Consider the following 14,268-nt stretch of genomic DNA (forward strand, 5'->3'; position numbering starts at 1 on the left):
GCCTTTGCCGGCTGGCGAGAAAACGAGCGATTATACCCTACCTGTGGCGGAAATGTCTTACCCGCACCCCCGCCAGCACCAGCACCACGAAATACACGGCAACACCAGCGACCACCACGACAGCCATTGCCCAAGCCCGCTCAAGCCCGCTCATCGACAACCAGGCGGCGACCGGCTGGTTCAGGTAGACAATGATCGCCGCCAGGGCGCCATTGGCCAGCAACAACTGCCCCCCAAATCGCAGCCATCCCGGCTGGCTTTGCCAGGCCCCCGCTTTTTTCAGCCCCCGCCAGAGCAGCACCGTGTTCAGCCAGGCCGACAGGGACGTCGCCAGGGCAAGCCCGACATGGGCCAACGGCAAGATCAGCGCCAGGTTAAACACCATGTTCGCCACCATGGCAATCACGCCAATTTTTACCGGCGTCCGGGTATCCTGGCGGGCGAAAAACCCCGGCGCCAGCACCTTGATCAACATGAAGGCCAGCAAGCCCGCCGAATAGGCGCGCAAACTACCCGCCGACATAGCAACGTCGCGGTCGGTGACTTCGCCATAATGAAACAGGGTAGCAATCAGCGGCTCCGCCAGCAGCGCCAGCGCCAGCGCCGCCGGTACGCCGATCAGCAGTATCGAGCGCACCGCCCAGTCCAGCGTGGCGGCAAACTGGGCGGGCGAATCGGCGGCGTGCTTGCGGGACAGGCTGGGCAGGATAACAGTGGCGATTGCGACACCAAAAACCCCCAGCGGCAGCTCCGACAGCCGATCCGAGTAGTACAGCCAGGACACGCTACCGGTTTGCAGCAGCGACGCCAGCACGGTATCCAGCAACAGGTTAATCTGGCTCACCGACACTCCGAACAGGGCCGGCGCCATCAAGCGCAATACCCGCCGGACCCCCTCATGCCGGTAGTCCACACGCGGGCGCGGTAACAGCCCCAACCGCATCAGAAACGGCAATTGGAAAAACAGCTGCAGCGCGCCGGCAATAAACACCCCCCAAGCCAGGGCCAGCACCGGCGTTTCCATTACCGGCGATAAAAACACCGCAGCCCCGATCATGGCCAAATTCAGCAGCACCGGGGTGAAGGCCGGCACCGCGAAGCGGTCATAACTGTTGAGGATGGCGCCGGCGAATGCCGTCAGTGAAATCAGCAGCAGGTACGGAAAGGTGATTCGCAGCATGGTGCTGGCAAGCTCAAACTTGACTGGCTCGTCAAGGAACCCCGGCGCAAACACGGCCGTCAGGGCCGGCGCACCCAGCACCGCCGCCAGAGTTACCCCCAGCAGCACCAGCCCCAGCGATCCGGACACCGCGTTGACCAAGCGGCGAACCTCGGACATCGACTCCTGCGCCCGGTAGGAGGACAGCACCGGCACGAAGGCCTGGGAAAAAGCCCCTTCGGCAAACAACCGGCGCAGAAAGTTGGGAATTTTGAAAGCCACAAAAAACGCATCGGCGTCCGCTCCGGCGCCAAAATATCGGGCGATCACCATATCCCGCACCAGCCCCAACACCCGGGAGAGCATGGTCATCGCGCCCACCACGCCCGACGATCGCAACAGGCCCGGAGCCTTGTCGGGCGGCTTGGGGGAATCGGAACGCTTTACACTGGAGGTCATCGAGATCCGCTCTGCTCAAGGGGGTCCGGCTTCGCATCCGAAACGCGGAAAACCCCAACAAGGAAGTACCTACGACTCCCAGCCCTTCCCGCCTCCGGACATAACGACCGGCGAGTTTACCACACAGGCCCGGATCCGCCTCACGAAGATACACTCGACGAATCCGGCAACCACCGCGGAGGCGTGCCCGGCTGATTCGCAGTTACGCAACGGCTCCCTTGACTTTTCCGGGCATTGGCGGCATAGTTCCGCGTCATTTATTTCGACGCGCTGGTGTTTTGGCGCGCACGCAATTTTCAGATCGTTTCAACAACGAAAGTCAGAATTTCAGGAGTTACACGGTGGCAAATTCCCCACAAGCCAAAAAGCGCGCACGTCAGAACGAAAAGAACCGCAAGCATAACGCCAGCCTGCGTTCCATGGCGCGCACCTATCTCAAGAAAGTCAGCGCCCAGATTGAAGCGGGCAGCTACGAAGGTGCTCAGGAAGCCCTGAAGCAGGCCCAGCCGATCATCGACAGCATGGTCAACAAGGGCATCTTCGCCAAGAACAAGATTGCTCGTCACAAGAGCCGCCTGAACGCCAAGATCAAGGCCCTGAAAGCCTAAGCTTCGGCATTCCACAAAAAAACCGGCTCAGGCCGGTTTTTTTGTGTCTTAAATTTTTGCAGCCGAAACCCTTTTGCCAAAACAAGGCAATCCGATCAGACAATCACCATATTATCCCGGTGGATCATCTCCTCATCGGAAATGTAGCCCAACACCTCAGCGATCCGATCACTGGAACGCCCGGCAATGGCCCGCGCCTCATCGGCATCATAATTGATCAACCCTCGCGCCACTTCGACCCCCGCCTCGCTGACACAGGACACCATTTCGCCGCGACGGAACTGGCCGGACACACTACGCACCCCCACCGGCAACAGACTCCGGCCGCCGCGACAAAGCACCCGCACAGCACCATCGTCCAGGGTCAACTGGCCACGCGTCTTCAGATGACTGGCCAGCCATTGCTTGCGCGCCGCAATGCGCCCCTGCTCGGGCAGCAATAACGTACCGAGCGCCTCTCCGCTGCTCAAACGAGCAATAACCCGATCGATCCGACCACCCACGATCACCGTGAACGCACCGGAGCGGGCCGCCAGCCGTGCTGCACGCACCTTGGTCTGCATGCCGCCACGACCCAACGCACCGGAGCCGCCCGCCGCCATGGCGTCCAACTCGGCATCGCCAGCCTTACGCTCCAGCACCAGCCGGGCATCGGGATGCTTGCGCGGATCACGATCAAACAACCCAAGCTGATCGGTAAGAATGATCAGGCCGTCCGCCTCAATCAGATTGGCGACCAGGGCACCCAGGGTATCGTTATCACCAAACCGAATTTCATCGGTGACCACCGTGTCGTTCTCGTTAACGATCGGTACCACGCCAAAATCCAGTAGGGTGCGCAGGGTACTGCGGGCATTGAGGTAGCGCTTGCGGTCCGAAAGATCATCATGAGTCAACAGAATCTGCGCCGCGTGCCGCTCATGGCGCCGGAACTGGGCCTGCCAGGTCTGCACCAAGCCCATCTGACCAACTGCCGCTGCCGCCTGCAACTCATGCAGCTGTTCCGGCCGCGCGGTCCAGCCCAATCGGCTCATGCCCTCCGCCACCGAGCCGGAAGACACCACCACCACTTCAACCCCCTGGGCGATCAGGGCGGCAATCTGGTCCACCCAACAACCCAGGGCGTCCACGTCCAGCCCCCGGCCGTCGTTGGTCAACAAGGCACTGCCGATTTTCACCACCAGGCGCCGGGCCCTGGACAACTGTGAGCGCTCACTCATAAGACTGCTACTTACTCCGGTGCATACACCACCTCGACGTCATAATCATCATCGTCGAAGTCGTCGTCATCATCATCATCGTTTTTACGATCCGCACGCCGCGCCTCACGGTCAGCCTCGATCCGCGCCCGCGCCTCTTCATCCATCTGCGCCCGACGGGCACGCTCCTGCTCGGCGACTTCCGGATTCTGCGCCTCAAGCTCGGCACGCTCTTCGATCCAACGCATTACCGCCTGAGTCAACGGCTTGGTGCCCTCGCCACTGAGTGCAGAGATGCGAAACACCGGCCCATTCCAGCCCAACTCGTCGACGATGGCCTGACAGTGGGCGTCACGATCTTCCTCGGCCACCATATCCACCTTGTTCAGCACCAACCAGCGATCGCGCCCAGCCAGCGTTTCACTGAACTTCTCCAACTCAGAGGCGATGGCCCGCACACTGCCTGCCGGCGAAGAGCCGTCGTAGGGCGCCACATCCACCAGATGCAACAGCAAACGGGTGCGCACCAGGTGCTTGAGAAAACGAATACCCAGCCCCGCCCCCTCTGCAGCCCCTTCAATCAACCCCGGAATGTCAGCAATCACAAAGCTCTGGTGAGCCTGCACGCTGACCACACCCAGATTGGGCACCAGGGTGGTAAAGGGGTAATCCGCCACTTTCGGGCGCGCCGCAGAGACCGCGCGGATAAAGGTCGACTTACCGGCATTGGGCATGCCCAATAGCCCGACATCCGCCAGCACCTTGAGCTCCAACCGCAGGTTACGCGCCTCGCCCTCCGAGCCCTTGGTGGTTTGCCGCGGCGCCCGGTTGACCGACGACTTGAAGCGGGTATTACCCAGCCCATGGAAACCGCCCTGAGCCACCTTCAGGCGTTCGCCCTCGCGAGTGAGATCGCCCAACACTTCGTGGGTGTCCATATCAACCACGGTGGTGCCCACCGGCACCGGCAGCACCAGGTCTTCGCCCTTGCTACCGGAACAGTTACGCCCAGCACCCGGCTCGCCACCCTGCGCCTTGAACTTACGCTGGAAGCGGTAGTCGATCAGGGTATTCAGGGCGCTGTCGGCCTCCAGATATACCGAGCCACCATCGCCACCGTCACCGCCATCGGGACCGCCCTTGGGCACGTACTTCTCACGGCGAAAACTGAGGCAACCGTGACCACCCTTACCGGCTTCGACAATGATGGTAGCTTCGTCTACAAATTTCATCACTCAACCCTTGCGCGCTGGCGCATAAACTAAAAAGCCCCGCAGCCTCTAAGAAGCTTTGCGGGGCTCCGAATGGCCGATAACGATGTTATCAGAGCCACTCACGGTTCGACAGAACCGGAGATCGCCGCGGCTTAGGCAGCCGGAACGATGCTCACAAATTTACGGTTCTGCGGACCCTTGGTCTCGAATTTGACCTGGCCATCTGCTTTCGCAAACAGGGTATGGTCCTTACCCAGGCCTACGTTAGCGCCGGCGTGGAAACGGGTACCACGCTGCCGAACGATGATGTTGCCTGCAGAAACAGTCTGACCACCGAAGCGCTTGACGCCAAGTCGTTTCGACTCGGAATCGCGACCGTTACGGGTACTACCTGCTGCCTTTTTATGAGCCATTGCTAGCCTCCTGTTACCGGGGAACGTTTAAGGGACTTAGCCCTTAATGCCCGTGATCTTGACTTCAGTAAACCACTGACGGTGGCCCTGACGCTTCATGTGATGCTTACGACGGCGGAACTTGATGATCTGAACCTTGTCGTGACGACCATGGCTAACCACCTCTGCGGTCACCTTGGCACCATCAACCACCGGCGCACCTACCTGAATCTTGTCGCCGTCGGCAACCAGCAGCACGCGATCGAACTCAACGCTGCCACCAGTTTCCACTTCCAGCTTTTCCAGCTTCAGGGTTTCGCCTTCTTTAACGCGGTGCTGCTTGCCACCGCTAACAATTACTGCGTACATGGATGATCTCCGCTAGTGACCCATCCCTGCTCTTATCCACCTGGTTCTAAGGGAAGCGCTTTGGCAACCCTATAGCAGGGAGCGCAGGTTGGGATGAGTTTGGGCGCGCAATTGTACGAAAAGCCATCGTGCAATACAAGGGAAGTTGACACTGAACAGGGCAATACCTAGCATGGCGGCGTCCTGCCTCTTTTTTTAACTGACCGGAACCAGCCGCATGACAGCGCAGCGTATCTATGACACCGTCGCGGATGACTTCACTCGCGTCAATGACCTCATCATTCGCCGACTCACCTCCGACGTGCCGCTGGTCGAGAAGATCGCCCAGTACATTATCGAGAGTGGCGGCAAACGCCTGCGACCGCTGCTGGTACTGCTGTCGGCAAAAGCATTGAACTACGACCGCGACGACCATCTAAAGCTGGCGGCGGTGATCGAGTTCCTGCACACCGCAACGCTGCTCCACGATGACGTGGTGGACACCTCCGACCTGCGTCGCGGCCGCTCCACAGCCAATGCCAAATGGGGCAACGCGCCCAGCGTCCTGGTCGGCGACTTCCTGTACGCCCGCGCGTTCGAGATGATGGTGGAGCTGAAAAGCCTGCCCATCATGGACGTCCTCTCTCACGCCACCGCGGTGATTGCCGAGGGCGAAGTCCTGCAATTGATGAACGTCAAGAATCCGGATGTCAGCGAAGAGCAGTACATGACAGTCATTCATAACAAGACTGCCATGCTGTTCGAGGCCGCGTCCCATAGCGGCGCGCTGCTGTGCGGAGCCAGCGATGACCAGGAATCCGCCCTGCGGGATTACGGCAAACACCTCGGTTTGGCGTTCCAGCTGGTTGACGACGTACTCGACTATCGCGGCGACGCCGACGCCATGGGCAAGAACGTGGGCGACGACCTCGCCGAGGGCAAACCAACCCTGCCACTGATTTACGCCATGGCCCACAGCACCGAAGCAGGACGCACCCTGATCCGCCAGGCCATTCGCAAGGGCGGCCTCGACGACCTGCCAAGAATACTTGAGCTTGTGGAGCAGTCCGGCGCCCTGGAGTACACCATGAACCGCGCCCGCACCGAGGCAGAGACCGCCCGCAACCTGCTGGCCGGGCTCGAACCTTCGCCTTACAAGGAAGCCCTCGAGCTATTGACCGAACTGGCGGTAGCCCGGGTTAACTGATCGCCAGAGCCCTTAGGGCTACCCCGTAGGATGCGCTGAGGCAGCGCCGATGCGCATCGCTTCGCTCAGCGCATCCTACGATCGCAAGCAAGGCCGACACTCGGGACAGCGTCAACTCGCTTTCGCAAAATCAGGACCCAGGGCGCGACGGCCATGCAGCTTGAGCCTTCGCCTTACTAAGGAGACGCTAGCGCTGTTGACCGAACCGGCGGTAGCCCGGGTTAACTGATCGCCAGAACCCTTGCCCCCCCGTAGGATGCGCTGAGGCAGCGCCGATGCGCATCACTTCGTTCAGCGCATCCTACGATCGCAAGCAAGGCCGAGTCTCAAGACAACGTCAACTCGCCTTCGCAAAATCCGGGCCCAGGGCACGACGGCCATGCAGGGAGGTGAAATCCAGCGTCGGACCCACCGGCACAATCTGGGTCGGGTTGATGGTGCGCTGGCTGACGTAGTAGTGACGTTTGATCTGATCGATATCCACTGTTTCGGCAACGCCCGGCACCTGATATAAATCCCGCAGGTACTCCGATAGGTACGGGTAGTCCGCAATCCGCTGGCGGTTGCACTTGAAGTGGCTGTAATACACCGCGTCGAAGCGGATCAACGTGGTGAACAGCCGCCAGTCCGCTTCCGTCAAGCGATTAGCCACCAGGTATCGCTGCCCTGCCAGGCGCCGATCGAGCCAGTCGAGGGTGTCGAACAGCTGATCGTAGACTGCCTCATACTCCGCCTGCTCGGTGGCAAAGCCCGCCCGATAAACACCATTATTCACCGCGGTATAGACCCGCTCGTTCACCGCTTCGATGTCTTGGTGCAGCTCGTCGGGGTAAAAATCCAGCTCCGAACGCACGCCCGGCAACTGATCAAAGGCACTGTTCAGCATGCGAATGATTTCTGACGATTCGTTACTGACAATCGTTTGCTGCCGCTTATCCCACAACACCGGCACGGTGACACGACCGGTGTAGTCCGACGCCACCCGGGTGTAGATCTGGTGGAGGTAGCGAGCATCGTAGAGGTGATCGCGATGACGAGCATCACCGGGAACAAACTCCCATCCGCTCTCGACCATGTATGGATGCACCACCGACACGGTCACATGTTCCTCCAGACCCTTGAGCCTGCGAAAGATCAGCGTTCGATGTGCCCAGGGGCACGCCATCGACACGTACAGGTGATAGCGCCCGGACTCGGCCTTGAACCCGGCCTGCCCGGTCGGGCCAGCACCACCATCGGCGGTCACCCAATGCCGGAAACGCGAGGCTTCCCGCTCAAATTTGCCACCGGTTTTTCCGGTGTCGTACCAGCGGTCCTGCCATTTACCATCGACCAACAGCCCCATACTGCCTCCATCTCTCAATTTTCGCGATACAAGTTAGAGACAGGGTAACCAGCATCCTGCTAGGCTCTCAAACGAGCAGTTTTGGCCAACTCCATCAGAAAAACTGAATATGCATACAGATATCACCATCGACGCACTGAAAGTACTCGATGCCATTGACCGAAAAGGCAGTTTTGCCGGAGCGGCCAACGAGCTGTTCCGCGTGCCCTCGGCCATCAGCTACACGGTACAAAAACTGGAAGAGGACCTGAACGTCAGCATTTTCGACCGCAGCGGTCATCGCGCCACCTTAACCCCTGCGGGGCGCTATCTGCTGGAGGAGGGTCGCAGCCTGCTGGAAGCGGCCGAAGCGCTCGCCCACACCACGCGACAGGTGGCCCAGGGCTGGGAGACCCGCCTGAAGATTGCCTTCAACACCCTGCTGCCAGTGGAAGCGCTGTTCCCGGCCATTCAGCAATTTCACCAGCTCGGGGTGCCGGTGGAGATCCAGTTGATGGAGGAGGTATTCGCCGGCGCCTGGGACGCCCTTCAGAGCCGGCGCGCCGATCTGGCGGTTGGGGCCGACACCGTCAGCAAACCCGCCGGGCAGTTCACCACCCGCAAGCTTGGCAAGATGCCCTTTGTCTATGCGGTTGCCCCCGATCACCCGCTGACCAAGATTCCCCGGCCGCTGCGCGAAGCGGATATCGAACACCACCCCGCCGCCGTGGCAGCCGACAGTTCCCGCCACCTGCCCGCCGGCAGTGCCGGCATCTTTCGCCGCCAGCGCACCCTGACGTTCACCAATTTGGCGCAAAAAATTGCCGCCCAGGAGGCCGGCCTCGGTGTCGGTTGGCTACCCAGAGCCCGCATACAACAACAGCTTGAGGATGGACGCCTGGTGGCTCTTGAGGTGGAGGACACCCGACAGGACGTAGACCTGTTGCTGGCCCGCCACGCCGAAGATAAAGGCAAGGCGCTGATGTGGTTCTGGGACCGGCTATCCCAGGACGAGAGCCTGTCGCACTGGGTCAACGGCTGAGCAATCGCTATGTCGGCATCAACGCCGCGAACACGGCGATAGAGTCAACACGATCACCACCTAGCCCCGTTTATAATGCAGCACAATCAACACAACAGGAGCTTACGATGAAGCAGCTTTCCGAGCTGGACGCTTCGTTTCTTTACCTGGAATCGGATACCGCCCCCATGCACATCGGCGGCGTCTACCTGTTCGATGCCCGGGACCGCGACGAGCCATTGGCGTTCAGCACTTTTGTCGCTTACTTGCGAAGCCGCCTTCACGTTGTGCCGCTGTTCCGACAGAAACTCAAGGAGGTCCCGCTCCGGCTGGGCCTGCCCTACTGGATTGACGACGCGGATTTCAGCATCGAACGCCACCTGGCCTACGTCAACCTGGGCGAGCACGGCCAGCTCGCCAATCTGGAAGGACTGGCGTCAAAGATCCTGGAGGAGCCCCTGAAGCGAGACCGGCCGCTATGGCACATCACCTTCGTCGATGGCTTTCGCCTGGATGCCAATGACCCGGACAGTGCCGGCTTCGCCCTGATCGTAAAACTGCACCACGCCGCCATCGACGCTTTCAGCGGTGAGGAGATCATTGGCAAGCTGCTGGAATACTCGCCGGACGCCAGCCCGATCGCCGCGCCCCAGCCCTGGGAACCCCAGCCGGCGCCATCCGAGGAACGGGTGTTCCTGCAGGCCGGGGTCAACCTGTTCCGCACGCCGTTCAAAGTCGCCAGCCTACTGGCCAGTGCCGCCGAAGCCACCGCCCGGGGGCTGGTACAGAAGCAGCTGTACAAATTGCCGCTGCCACTGCCGCTGTTTTCGGCGCCTCACAGCCCGTTTAACCGGCAAATCACCGCCAACCGGAAGATTGTATCAACGTCGATTTCACTGCCCCGCCTGAAGGCCATCAAGGCCAACCTGGGCGCGGTGACACTGAATGACGTGGTGCTGGGCCTGTGCGCGGAAACCCTGCGCCGATACATGGAGGCCTGCGATGCCGATGTCAGCCGCTCACTGGTGGCCATGACCCCGATATCGGTACGTTCCAAGAGTCTGCGGCGAGCCACCGGCAACCAGATGTCTGCCATGCTGCTGGATCTGGCGACCAACGAACCCAACCCGGCCCGGCGAATCCGTAAGATTCACTGGAATGCGGTAGCGTCAGAGCCGTATCAGGAAGCCATCGCCGCAGACCGGCTGACCGAACTGGTACCTTCCACCATGCTGGCGCTGTCTGCCCGGCTGTATTCCGAGCTTCAGATCGCCCAGCGTTATCATCCGGTGTTCAACGTCCCGATCACCAACGTTCCCGGCCCCCAGGAGCCCATGTACCTGCAAGGTGCGCGGCTGGTTCGCCAAAACAACACGGCGCCGCTGTTCGACAGCATGGGACTGGTGGTCGTTGCGGTCAGTTACCAGGGCTCCCTGACCATCAACTTCACCCTGTGCCCGGACGTGGTGCCCGAGGGTGAATCGTTGGCGCAGCTGGTTCAGGAGAGCCTGGGCAGCATCGAGCAGGCCGCGGCCGAGTTGCCACCGGAAAGCGGCGAGCAGACCCTGGCCACCGACACTCACACCAGCCTGATGGACAACACACTGACCCTTATGGAAGGGGCATTGCGTAAAACGGTGCAACGCTTCAGGAGCTGACCTATCAGCCCCCGAAGCGACTCAGGAACCTAGCGCCTCAGTCAAAAGCCCAGCGCAGAAACTCACGCTTCTCCTCGGCGCTGGCGCGCTCCCACAGCACTTTCAGGCCATCCAGGGCGTTGAGATCCGCGCCGGATGCCAGGGGAGCTGGCACCGGCTGACCGACCGTGGTAGCGGACACAACCACCGGTGCCGGCATCGGCTCATAGCGGCGAGATTGACCCACGACGTCACCGGCGGCATCGACCACCTGAACCTGAAGGTTTTCCACCATGGCCTCGGCCTCCTGCCGATTGCGCGGCTCAGGCAGGCTGAAGCGATAACCTTGCCCCGCTGCCGCCTCAAACGTCACCTGATGCGGCTCAGACTCCACCACATCGACCCTGGCTTCGTCGTTCTCCACCGCACGCCCCTTGGCCCAGATGGTCTTGTAGCGGAACACCACGGTGTTGGCGCCCGGCAGCAGGGAATAGTTTAGCGCCAGGTCATCCATCAGATAGGTCTTGACCTCGCGCCCATTCACCGCCGTCACCTGAATCTGGCCCGGCGCCTGCAGTTCGGCCACTTGCGAGGCCTCCAGCGAGCCTCCGTCCCAGGTCTGGATACTTTTCAGCGTGCTACTGCAACCTGCCAGCAGCATCAGGGCGGAAAGGGCCAATACGGCGCGAAGGTGACGGGGCTGCGCCCTGCCAACCGCAAAACGGCTAGATCGTTGCATGTGGAAGCCTCTGTAATGTGAAGAGTTTTGATTCAACCGACAGATCCCGAGGAGGCATTCTGACGAGTGCGGTAGCTGAGCGCAAGGTGCTCCCCGCCGACTTTCCAGCACCTTTCAAACCCGGAAATGACGAAGTCTTGGCGCTGCACGCAAAAACTGTAAAAAAGTGTTGAATTGAGATTAAATTGATTTAATTTTAAACAGACTAGAAGACAAATCAGCGCAGCCCGCATAACAGCAAAGCCAGCAGGGCGCAGGAGGTCTCATGGAGAATCAACACCGGTCCGGTGAAGCGGGACCTGTTCCATTTCGCAGCAGCCGGTTTTTCTGCGTGGGGAGCAAGTGGTACTTCACCACCCGAGAGGGTTTTGACAGCGGCCCGTTTGCTTCACGCCAGCGCGCCGAAATTGGCCTGAATCGGTTTCTGAACGTAGTGCGACTGCTGCCGGAAGAACCGCAGCTCCACTAAACCCGCATCAGCAGAGGCTGCCGCACCCAGGGATCTCTGGACCGCCCCCTATAGCAGTGTCGGCAACCCCCACCTCTGGGCCAGGTACAGGCAACCCAAGGCCATAACGCCGGCCAACACGTCATCGAACATGATCCCGAGCCCTCCGGGCATGCGCCGGTCAAACCAGCTGATGGGCCAGGGCTTGATCACGTCAAAGAAGCGGAACAGCAAAAAACCCAGCAACACCCCACCGATTGATCCCGGAATGAGCCCCAGCGCGATCCACATACCGACAAACTCGTCCCACACGATGCCGCCATGATCATGCACCTTGAGGTCTTCAGCGGTCCGGCCACACAGCCAGATACCGACCACAAACGCGATCAGCACCACCAGCCAATAGGCCAGCGGCGGCAACCAGAAAAACAGCCCCCACAGAGGAATGGCCGCCAAACTGCCCCAGGTCCCTGGCGCCCAACGAATGGCGCCGCTGCCCAAACCGAACGCCAGCAGGTGGACTGGATCCCTTAGGAAACCGGGCGGTAACATGTTGCTGGCCCGGTCCGCCCGAGGCTTGGAAGGCAGTTCACTCATGAAGTTTCTCCAAAATGGTCAAAACCGCTGGCCTGCGGGCGAGACTTGGGGGCGTGCCGCAACCTTAGCCCCGGAGTGTCAGATATTTCTCCGATGATGGTCAACGTCGCCCGGGCGGACTCTGGCAAGCGTTCCCACTTTACCGGGGGAATCGTCACACAAAGTTCATAATCGTCCCCGGCATACAGCGCCAGGGCGATCGCCCCCTCCCCCGCCTGACGGCGCAACGCTCCGGACAGCGGCAGGCGCCGTGCATCCACCTCGGCGCCTACCCCGGATGCCGCCAAAATGTGCCCCAGATCGGCCACCAGGCCGTCGGACACGTCCACTGCGGCGCTGGCCTGACCTCGTAGCTGGCGCCCCAGGGCGAGCCTGGGTTCGGGACGATGATAGCGCTGTAGCAGATAGCGGGCATCCGGTGCAGGCTCCGCCTCGCCCAACAAGGTCAGGGCGGCGCCTGCGTCGCCCAGGGTGCCGGATACGCACACCAGATCGCCACCGCTTGCGCCGGAACGCAGCAGGGCCTGCCCATGGGGCACGGCGCCATGCACCTGAAGGGTAACGGTGAGAGGGCCGCGAGTGGTGTCGCCTCCGGCCAACGCCAGTCCGAACGACGCCGCCGCCCGGCCCAGGCCGTCAGCAAAGCCCTGCAGCCAGTCGCATTGCGCCTCCGGCAGGGTCAGAGCCAGGGTGAAACACAGCGGATCGGCGCCCATGGCGGCGAGGTCGCTGGTAGCAGCCGCCAGGCTGCGCCAGGCCAAGTGTGCCGGATCGTAATTGACCGGGAAGTGCACCCCCTCGACCATGGTATCGATGGAGAAGGCCAGTTCTGTCCCCGGCGCCAGTTGCTGGATGGCACAGTCGTCCCCCGGCCCCAACGAAACTGCCGCCGACCGGGTATCTCCAGCCAGCGGCAGAAAGTAGCGACGAATCAGGTCAAATTCGCCCATCGGTTACCGTGATCGGGTTTCCGCCAGACGCAAACGGCCACTCAACTTGTCGAGAATGCCGTTGACGAACTTGTGGCCATCGGTACCGCCAAAGCGTTTTGCCATTTCGATGCCCTCATTGATCACCACCTTGTAGGGCACATCGATCCGGTGCTTCAACTCGTAGGCGCCAAGACGGACAATCGCCAGTTCAATGGCATCCACCTCGGCCACGGGACGGTCGAGGAAGGGCTCCAGCAGCTTGTCCAGCTCAACCTGCTCGCGATGGACGCCTCTGAGCAAATCCCGAAAATACGCGGTATCGACCTTGGTCATGTCGTTGTCGACCATGAACTCGGCTTCGATATCGGCGATCGGGCTCTTGCTGAAGTGGCGATGGTAAAGGGCCTGCAAGGCCAACGCCCGAGCCCGGCGGCGGTCACCGGCCTTCGGTTTGCCGGGGGCGGGCGAATGTTGGTCGTCTGAGCCCGCCATCACTCACCCAGCTTCTTGAACAGGCTAACCATTTCGAGCGCCGTCACGGCGGCTTCTGCGCCCTTGTTACCGGCCTTGGTGCCGGAACGCTCGATGGCCTGCTCAATGGAGTCAACCGTAAGCACACCGAAGGTTACCGGCACATCGGTTTCCAGGCTGACGGCACCGAGACCGCTGGAGGCTTCTCCGGCGACATAGTCGAAATGCGGGGTGCCACCGCGGATGACGGCGCCCAGAGCGATGATGGCATCATAGTTTCCGGTTTCCGCCACCCGCTTGACCGCCAGCGGCATTTCATAGGCGCCAGGCACGCGCACAATGGTGATGTCGCCGGCCGGGATGCCGTGACGGCGCAGAGTATCAATCGCACCCTCCACCAGGCTTTCCACCACAAAGCCATTAAAGCGGCCAACCACCAGGGCATAGCGGCCGGAACACTCAGTAAAATCGCCTTCCAGAGTCTTGATTTCTGCCATCTTCGGCTCCTGTCTT

16 protein-coding genes are annotated in these 14,268 nt (G+C 61.0%); 5 read left to right on the plus strand and 11 right to left on the minus strand.

The genetic code is table 11. The annotated features are described in order from the left end of the window. Positions 1 to 37: 37 nt before the first annotated feature. Positions 38 to 1,618 carry a murein biosynthesis integral membrane protein MurJ gene (gene murJ / locus N6L25_RS10705; RefSeq protein WP_271980063.1) on the minus strand — a complete coding sequence of 527 codons (1,581 nt, stop codon included), beginning with the start codon at positions 1,616 to 1,618 and terminating at the stop codon, positions 38 to 40. A gap of 341 nt (positions 1,619 to 1,959) precedes the next feature. On the opposite strand from murJ, the gene rpsT reads away from it, so the two are divergent. Further along, positions 1,960 to 2,226, plus strand: a complete 267-nt coding sequence (gene rpsT, locus N6L25_RS10710; RefSeq protein ID WP_271980065.1) for a 30S ribosomal protein S20 — start codon at positions 1,960 to 1,962, stop codon at positions 2,224 to 2,226. Positions 2,227 to 2,321: 95 nt separating this feature from the next. Here rpsT and proB read toward each other — a convergent pair whose 3' ends face one another. The 4 genes from proB to rplU form a co-directional block, all read right to left on the minus strand. Further along, a complete protein-coding gene (gene proB, locus N6L25_RS10715) occupies positions 2,322 to 3,446 on the minus strand; it encodes a glutamate 5-kinase (RefSeq protein WP_271980067.1) in 1,125 nt (374 codons plus the stop codon). An 11-nt stretch (positions 3,447 to 3,457) separates the two neighbouring features. Further along, positions 3,458 to 4,657, minus strand: a complete 1,200-nt coding sequence (cgtA, locus tag N6L25_RS10720; RefSeq protein WP_271980069.1) for an Obg family GTPase CgtA — start codon at positions 4,655 to 4,657, stop codon at positions 3,458 to 3,460. 134 nt (positions 4,658 to 4,791) lie between these two features. Continuing rightward, positions 4,792 to 5,052 (minus strand): 50S ribosomal protein L27, encoded by a 261-nt coding sequence (rpmA, locus tag N6L25_RS10725; protein WP_271980071.1) that lies wholly within the window; start codon positions 5,050 to 5,052, stop codon positions 4,792 to 4,794. A 36-nt stretch (positions 5,053 to 5,088) separates the two neighbouring features. Further along, on the minus strand, positions 5,089 to 5,400 hold the full coding sequence (rplU, locus tag N6L25_RS10730; protein ID WP_271980073.1) for a 50S ribosomal protein L21: 312 nt from the start codon (positions 5,398 to 5,400) through the stop codon (positions 5,089 to 5,091). Between the two features lie 217 nt (positions 5,401 to 5,617). On the opposite strand from rplU, the gene ispB reads away from it, so the two are divergent. Continuing rightward, positions 5,618 to 6,586: an octaprenyl diphosphate synthase gene (gene ispB, locus N6L25_RS10735; RefSeq protein WP_271980075.1), complete on the plus strand. Its 969-nt coding sequence runs from the start codon at positions 5,618 to 5,620 to the stop codon at positions 6,584 to 6,586. Positions 6,587 to 6,923: 337 nt separating this feature from the next. Here the strand turns inward: ispB and N6L25_RS10740 are convergent, their stop codons facing one another. Then, the gene (locus tag N6L25_RS10740; protein ID WP_271980077.1) at positions 6,924 to 7,931 is read right to left on the minus strand and encodes a glutathione S-transferase family protein; all 1,008 of its coding nucleotides are present in this window, start codon (positions 7,929 to 7,931) and stop codon (positions 6,924 to 6,926) included. 109 nt (positions 7,932 to 8,040) lie between these two features. Here N6L25_RS10740 and N6L25_RS10745 point away from each other — a divergent pair, with 109 nt between their 5' ends. Together N6L25_RS10745 and N6L25_RS10750 are read left to right on the plus strand one after the other, a co-directional pair. Next, positions 8,041 to 8,952 (plus strand): LysR family transcriptional regulator, encoded by a 912-nt coding sequence (locus tag N6L25_RS10745; RefSeq protein WP_271980079.1) that lies wholly within the window; start codon positions 8,041 to 8,043, stop codon positions 8,950 to 8,952. Between the two features lie 107 nt (positions 8,953 to 9,059). Then, complete coding sequence (locus tag N6L25_RS10750; protein WP_271980080.1) at positions 9,060 to 10,589, plus strand: WS/DGAT/MGAT family O-acyltransferase; 1,530 nt, start codon at positions 9,060 to 9,062, stop codon at positions 10,587 to 10,589. A gap of 37 nt (positions 10,590 to 10,626) precedes the next feature. Here the strand turns inward: N6L25_RS10750 and N6L25_RS10755 are convergent, their stop codons facing one another. Beyond that, complete coding sequence (locus N6L25_RS10755) at positions 10,627 to 11,307, minus strand: DUF2057 domain-containing protein (protein WP_271980082.1); 681 nt, start codon at positions 11,305 to 11,307, stop codon at positions 10,627 to 10,629. Between the two features lie 265 nt (positions 11,308 to 11,572). On the opposite strand from N6L25_RS10755, the gene N6L25_RS10760 reads away from it, so the two are divergent. Next, the gene (locus N6L25_RS10760; protein WP_271980084.1) at positions 11,573 to 11,776 is read left to right on the plus strand and encodes a DUF6316 family protein; all 204 of its coding nucleotides are present in this window, start codon (positions 11,573 to 11,575) and stop codon (positions 11,774 to 11,776) included. Positions 11,777 to 11,824: 48 nt separating this feature from the next. Here the strand turns inward: N6L25_RS10760 and N6L25_RS10765 are convergent, their stop codons facing one another. The 4 genes from N6L25_RS10765 to ribH are packed head-to-tail and all read right to left on the minus strand — an operon-like array spanning position 11,825 to position 14,252. Continuing rightward, on the minus strand, positions 11,825 to 12,352 hold the full coding sequence (locus N6L25_RS10765; protein WP_271980086.1) for a phosphatidylglycerophosphatase A family protein: 528 nt from the start codon (positions 12,350 to 12,352) through the stop codon (positions 11,825 to 11,827). Beyond that, on the minus strand, positions 12,349 to 13,302 hold the full coding sequence (gene thiL / locus N6L25_RS10770; protein ID WP_271980088.1) for a thiamine-phosphate kinase: 954 nt from the start codon (positions 13,300 to 13,302) through the stop codon (positions 12,349 to 12,351). Before thiL ends, N6L25_RS10765 begins: the two co-directional genes overlap by 4 nt. 3 nt (positions 13,303 to 13,305) lie before the next feature. After that, positions 13,306 to 13,776: a transcription antitermination factor NusB gene (gene nusB, locus N6L25_RS10775; RefSeq protein ID WP_271980090.1), complete on the minus strand. Its 471-nt coding sequence runs from the start codon at positions 13,774 to 13,776 to the stop codon at positions 13,306 to 13,308. Beyond that, complete coding sequence (gene ribH, locus N6L25_RS10780; protein ID WP_271980092.1) at positions 13,776 to 14,252, minus strand: 6,7-dimethyl-8-ribityllumazine synthase; 477 nt, start codon at positions 14,250 to 14,252, stop codon at positions 13,776 to 13,778. Before ribH ends, nusB begins: the two co-directional genes overlap by 1 nt. Positions 14,253 to 14,268 lie beyond the last annotated feature (16 nt).

It is taken from the genome of Marinobacter sp. SS21 (genome assembly GCF_028369065.1).
In the GTDB taxonomy this organism is placed as follows: Bacteria; Pseudomonadota; Gammaproteobacteria; order Pseudomonadales; family Oleiphilaceae; genus Marinobacter.

Excerpts from the sequence above, each read along its gene's own strand:
- murJ (WP_271980063.1), bottom strand. The coding sequence starts at position 1,618 with ATGACCTCCAGTGTAAAGCGTTCCGATTCCCCCAAGCCGCCCGACAAG.
- proB (WP_271980067.1), bottom strand. The coding sequence starts at position 3,446 with ATGAGTGAGCGCTCACAGTTGTCCAGGGCCCGGCGCCTGGTGGTGAAA.
- cgtA (WP_271980069.1), bottom strand. The coding sequence starts at position 4,657 with ATGAAATTTGTAGACGAAGCTACCATCATTGTCGAAGCCGGTAAGGGT.
- rpmA (WP_271980071.1), bottom strand. The coding sequence starts at position 5,052 with ATGGCTCATAAAAAGGCAGCAGGTAGTACCCGTAACGGTCGCGATTCC.
- rplU (WP_271980073.1), bottom strand. The coding sequence starts at position 5,400 with ATGTACGCAGTAATTGTTAGCGGTGGCAAGCAGCACCGCGTTAAAGAA.
- ispB (WP_271980075.1), top strand. The coding sequence starts at position 5,618 with ATGACAGCGCAGCGTATCTATGACACCGTCGCGGATGACTTCACTCGC.
- N6L25_RS10740 (WP_271980077.1), bottom strand. The coding sequence starts at position 7,931 with ATGGGGCTGTTGGTCGATGGTAAATGGCAGGACCGCTGGTACGACACC.
- N6L25_RS10745 (WP_271980079.1), top strand. The coding sequence starts at position 8,041 with ATGCATACAGATATCACCATCGACGCACTGAAAGTACTCGATGCCATT.
- N6L25_RS10750 (WP_271980080.1), top strand. The coding sequence starts at position 9,060 with ATGAAGCAGCTTTCCGAGCTGGACGCTTCGTTTCTTTACCTGGAATCG.
- N6L25_RS10755 (WP_271980082.1), bottom strand. The coding sequence starts at position 11,307 with ATGCAACGATCTAGCCGTTTTGCGGTTGGCAGGGCGCAGCCCCGTCAC.
- N6L25_RS10760 (WP_271980084.1), top strand. The coding sequence starts at position 11,573 with ATGGAGAATCAACACCGGTCCGGTGAAGCGGGACCTGTTCCATTTCGC.
- N6L25_RS10765 (WP_271980086.1), bottom strand. The coding sequence starts at position 12,352 with ATGAGTGAACTGCCTTCCAAGCCTCGGGCGGACCGGGCCAGCAACATG.
- thiL (WP_271980088.1), bottom strand. The coding sequence starts at position 13,302 with ATGGGCGAATTTGACCTGATTCGTCGCTACTTTCTGCCGCTGGCTGGA.
- nusB (WP_271980090.1), bottom strand. The coding sequence starts at position 13,776 with ATGGCGGGCTCAGACGACCAACATTCGCCCGCCCCCGGCAAACCGAAG.
- ribH (WP_271980092.1), bottom strand. The coding sequence starts at position 14,252 with ATGGCAGAAATCAAGACTCTGGAAGGCGATTTTACTGAGTGTTCCGGC.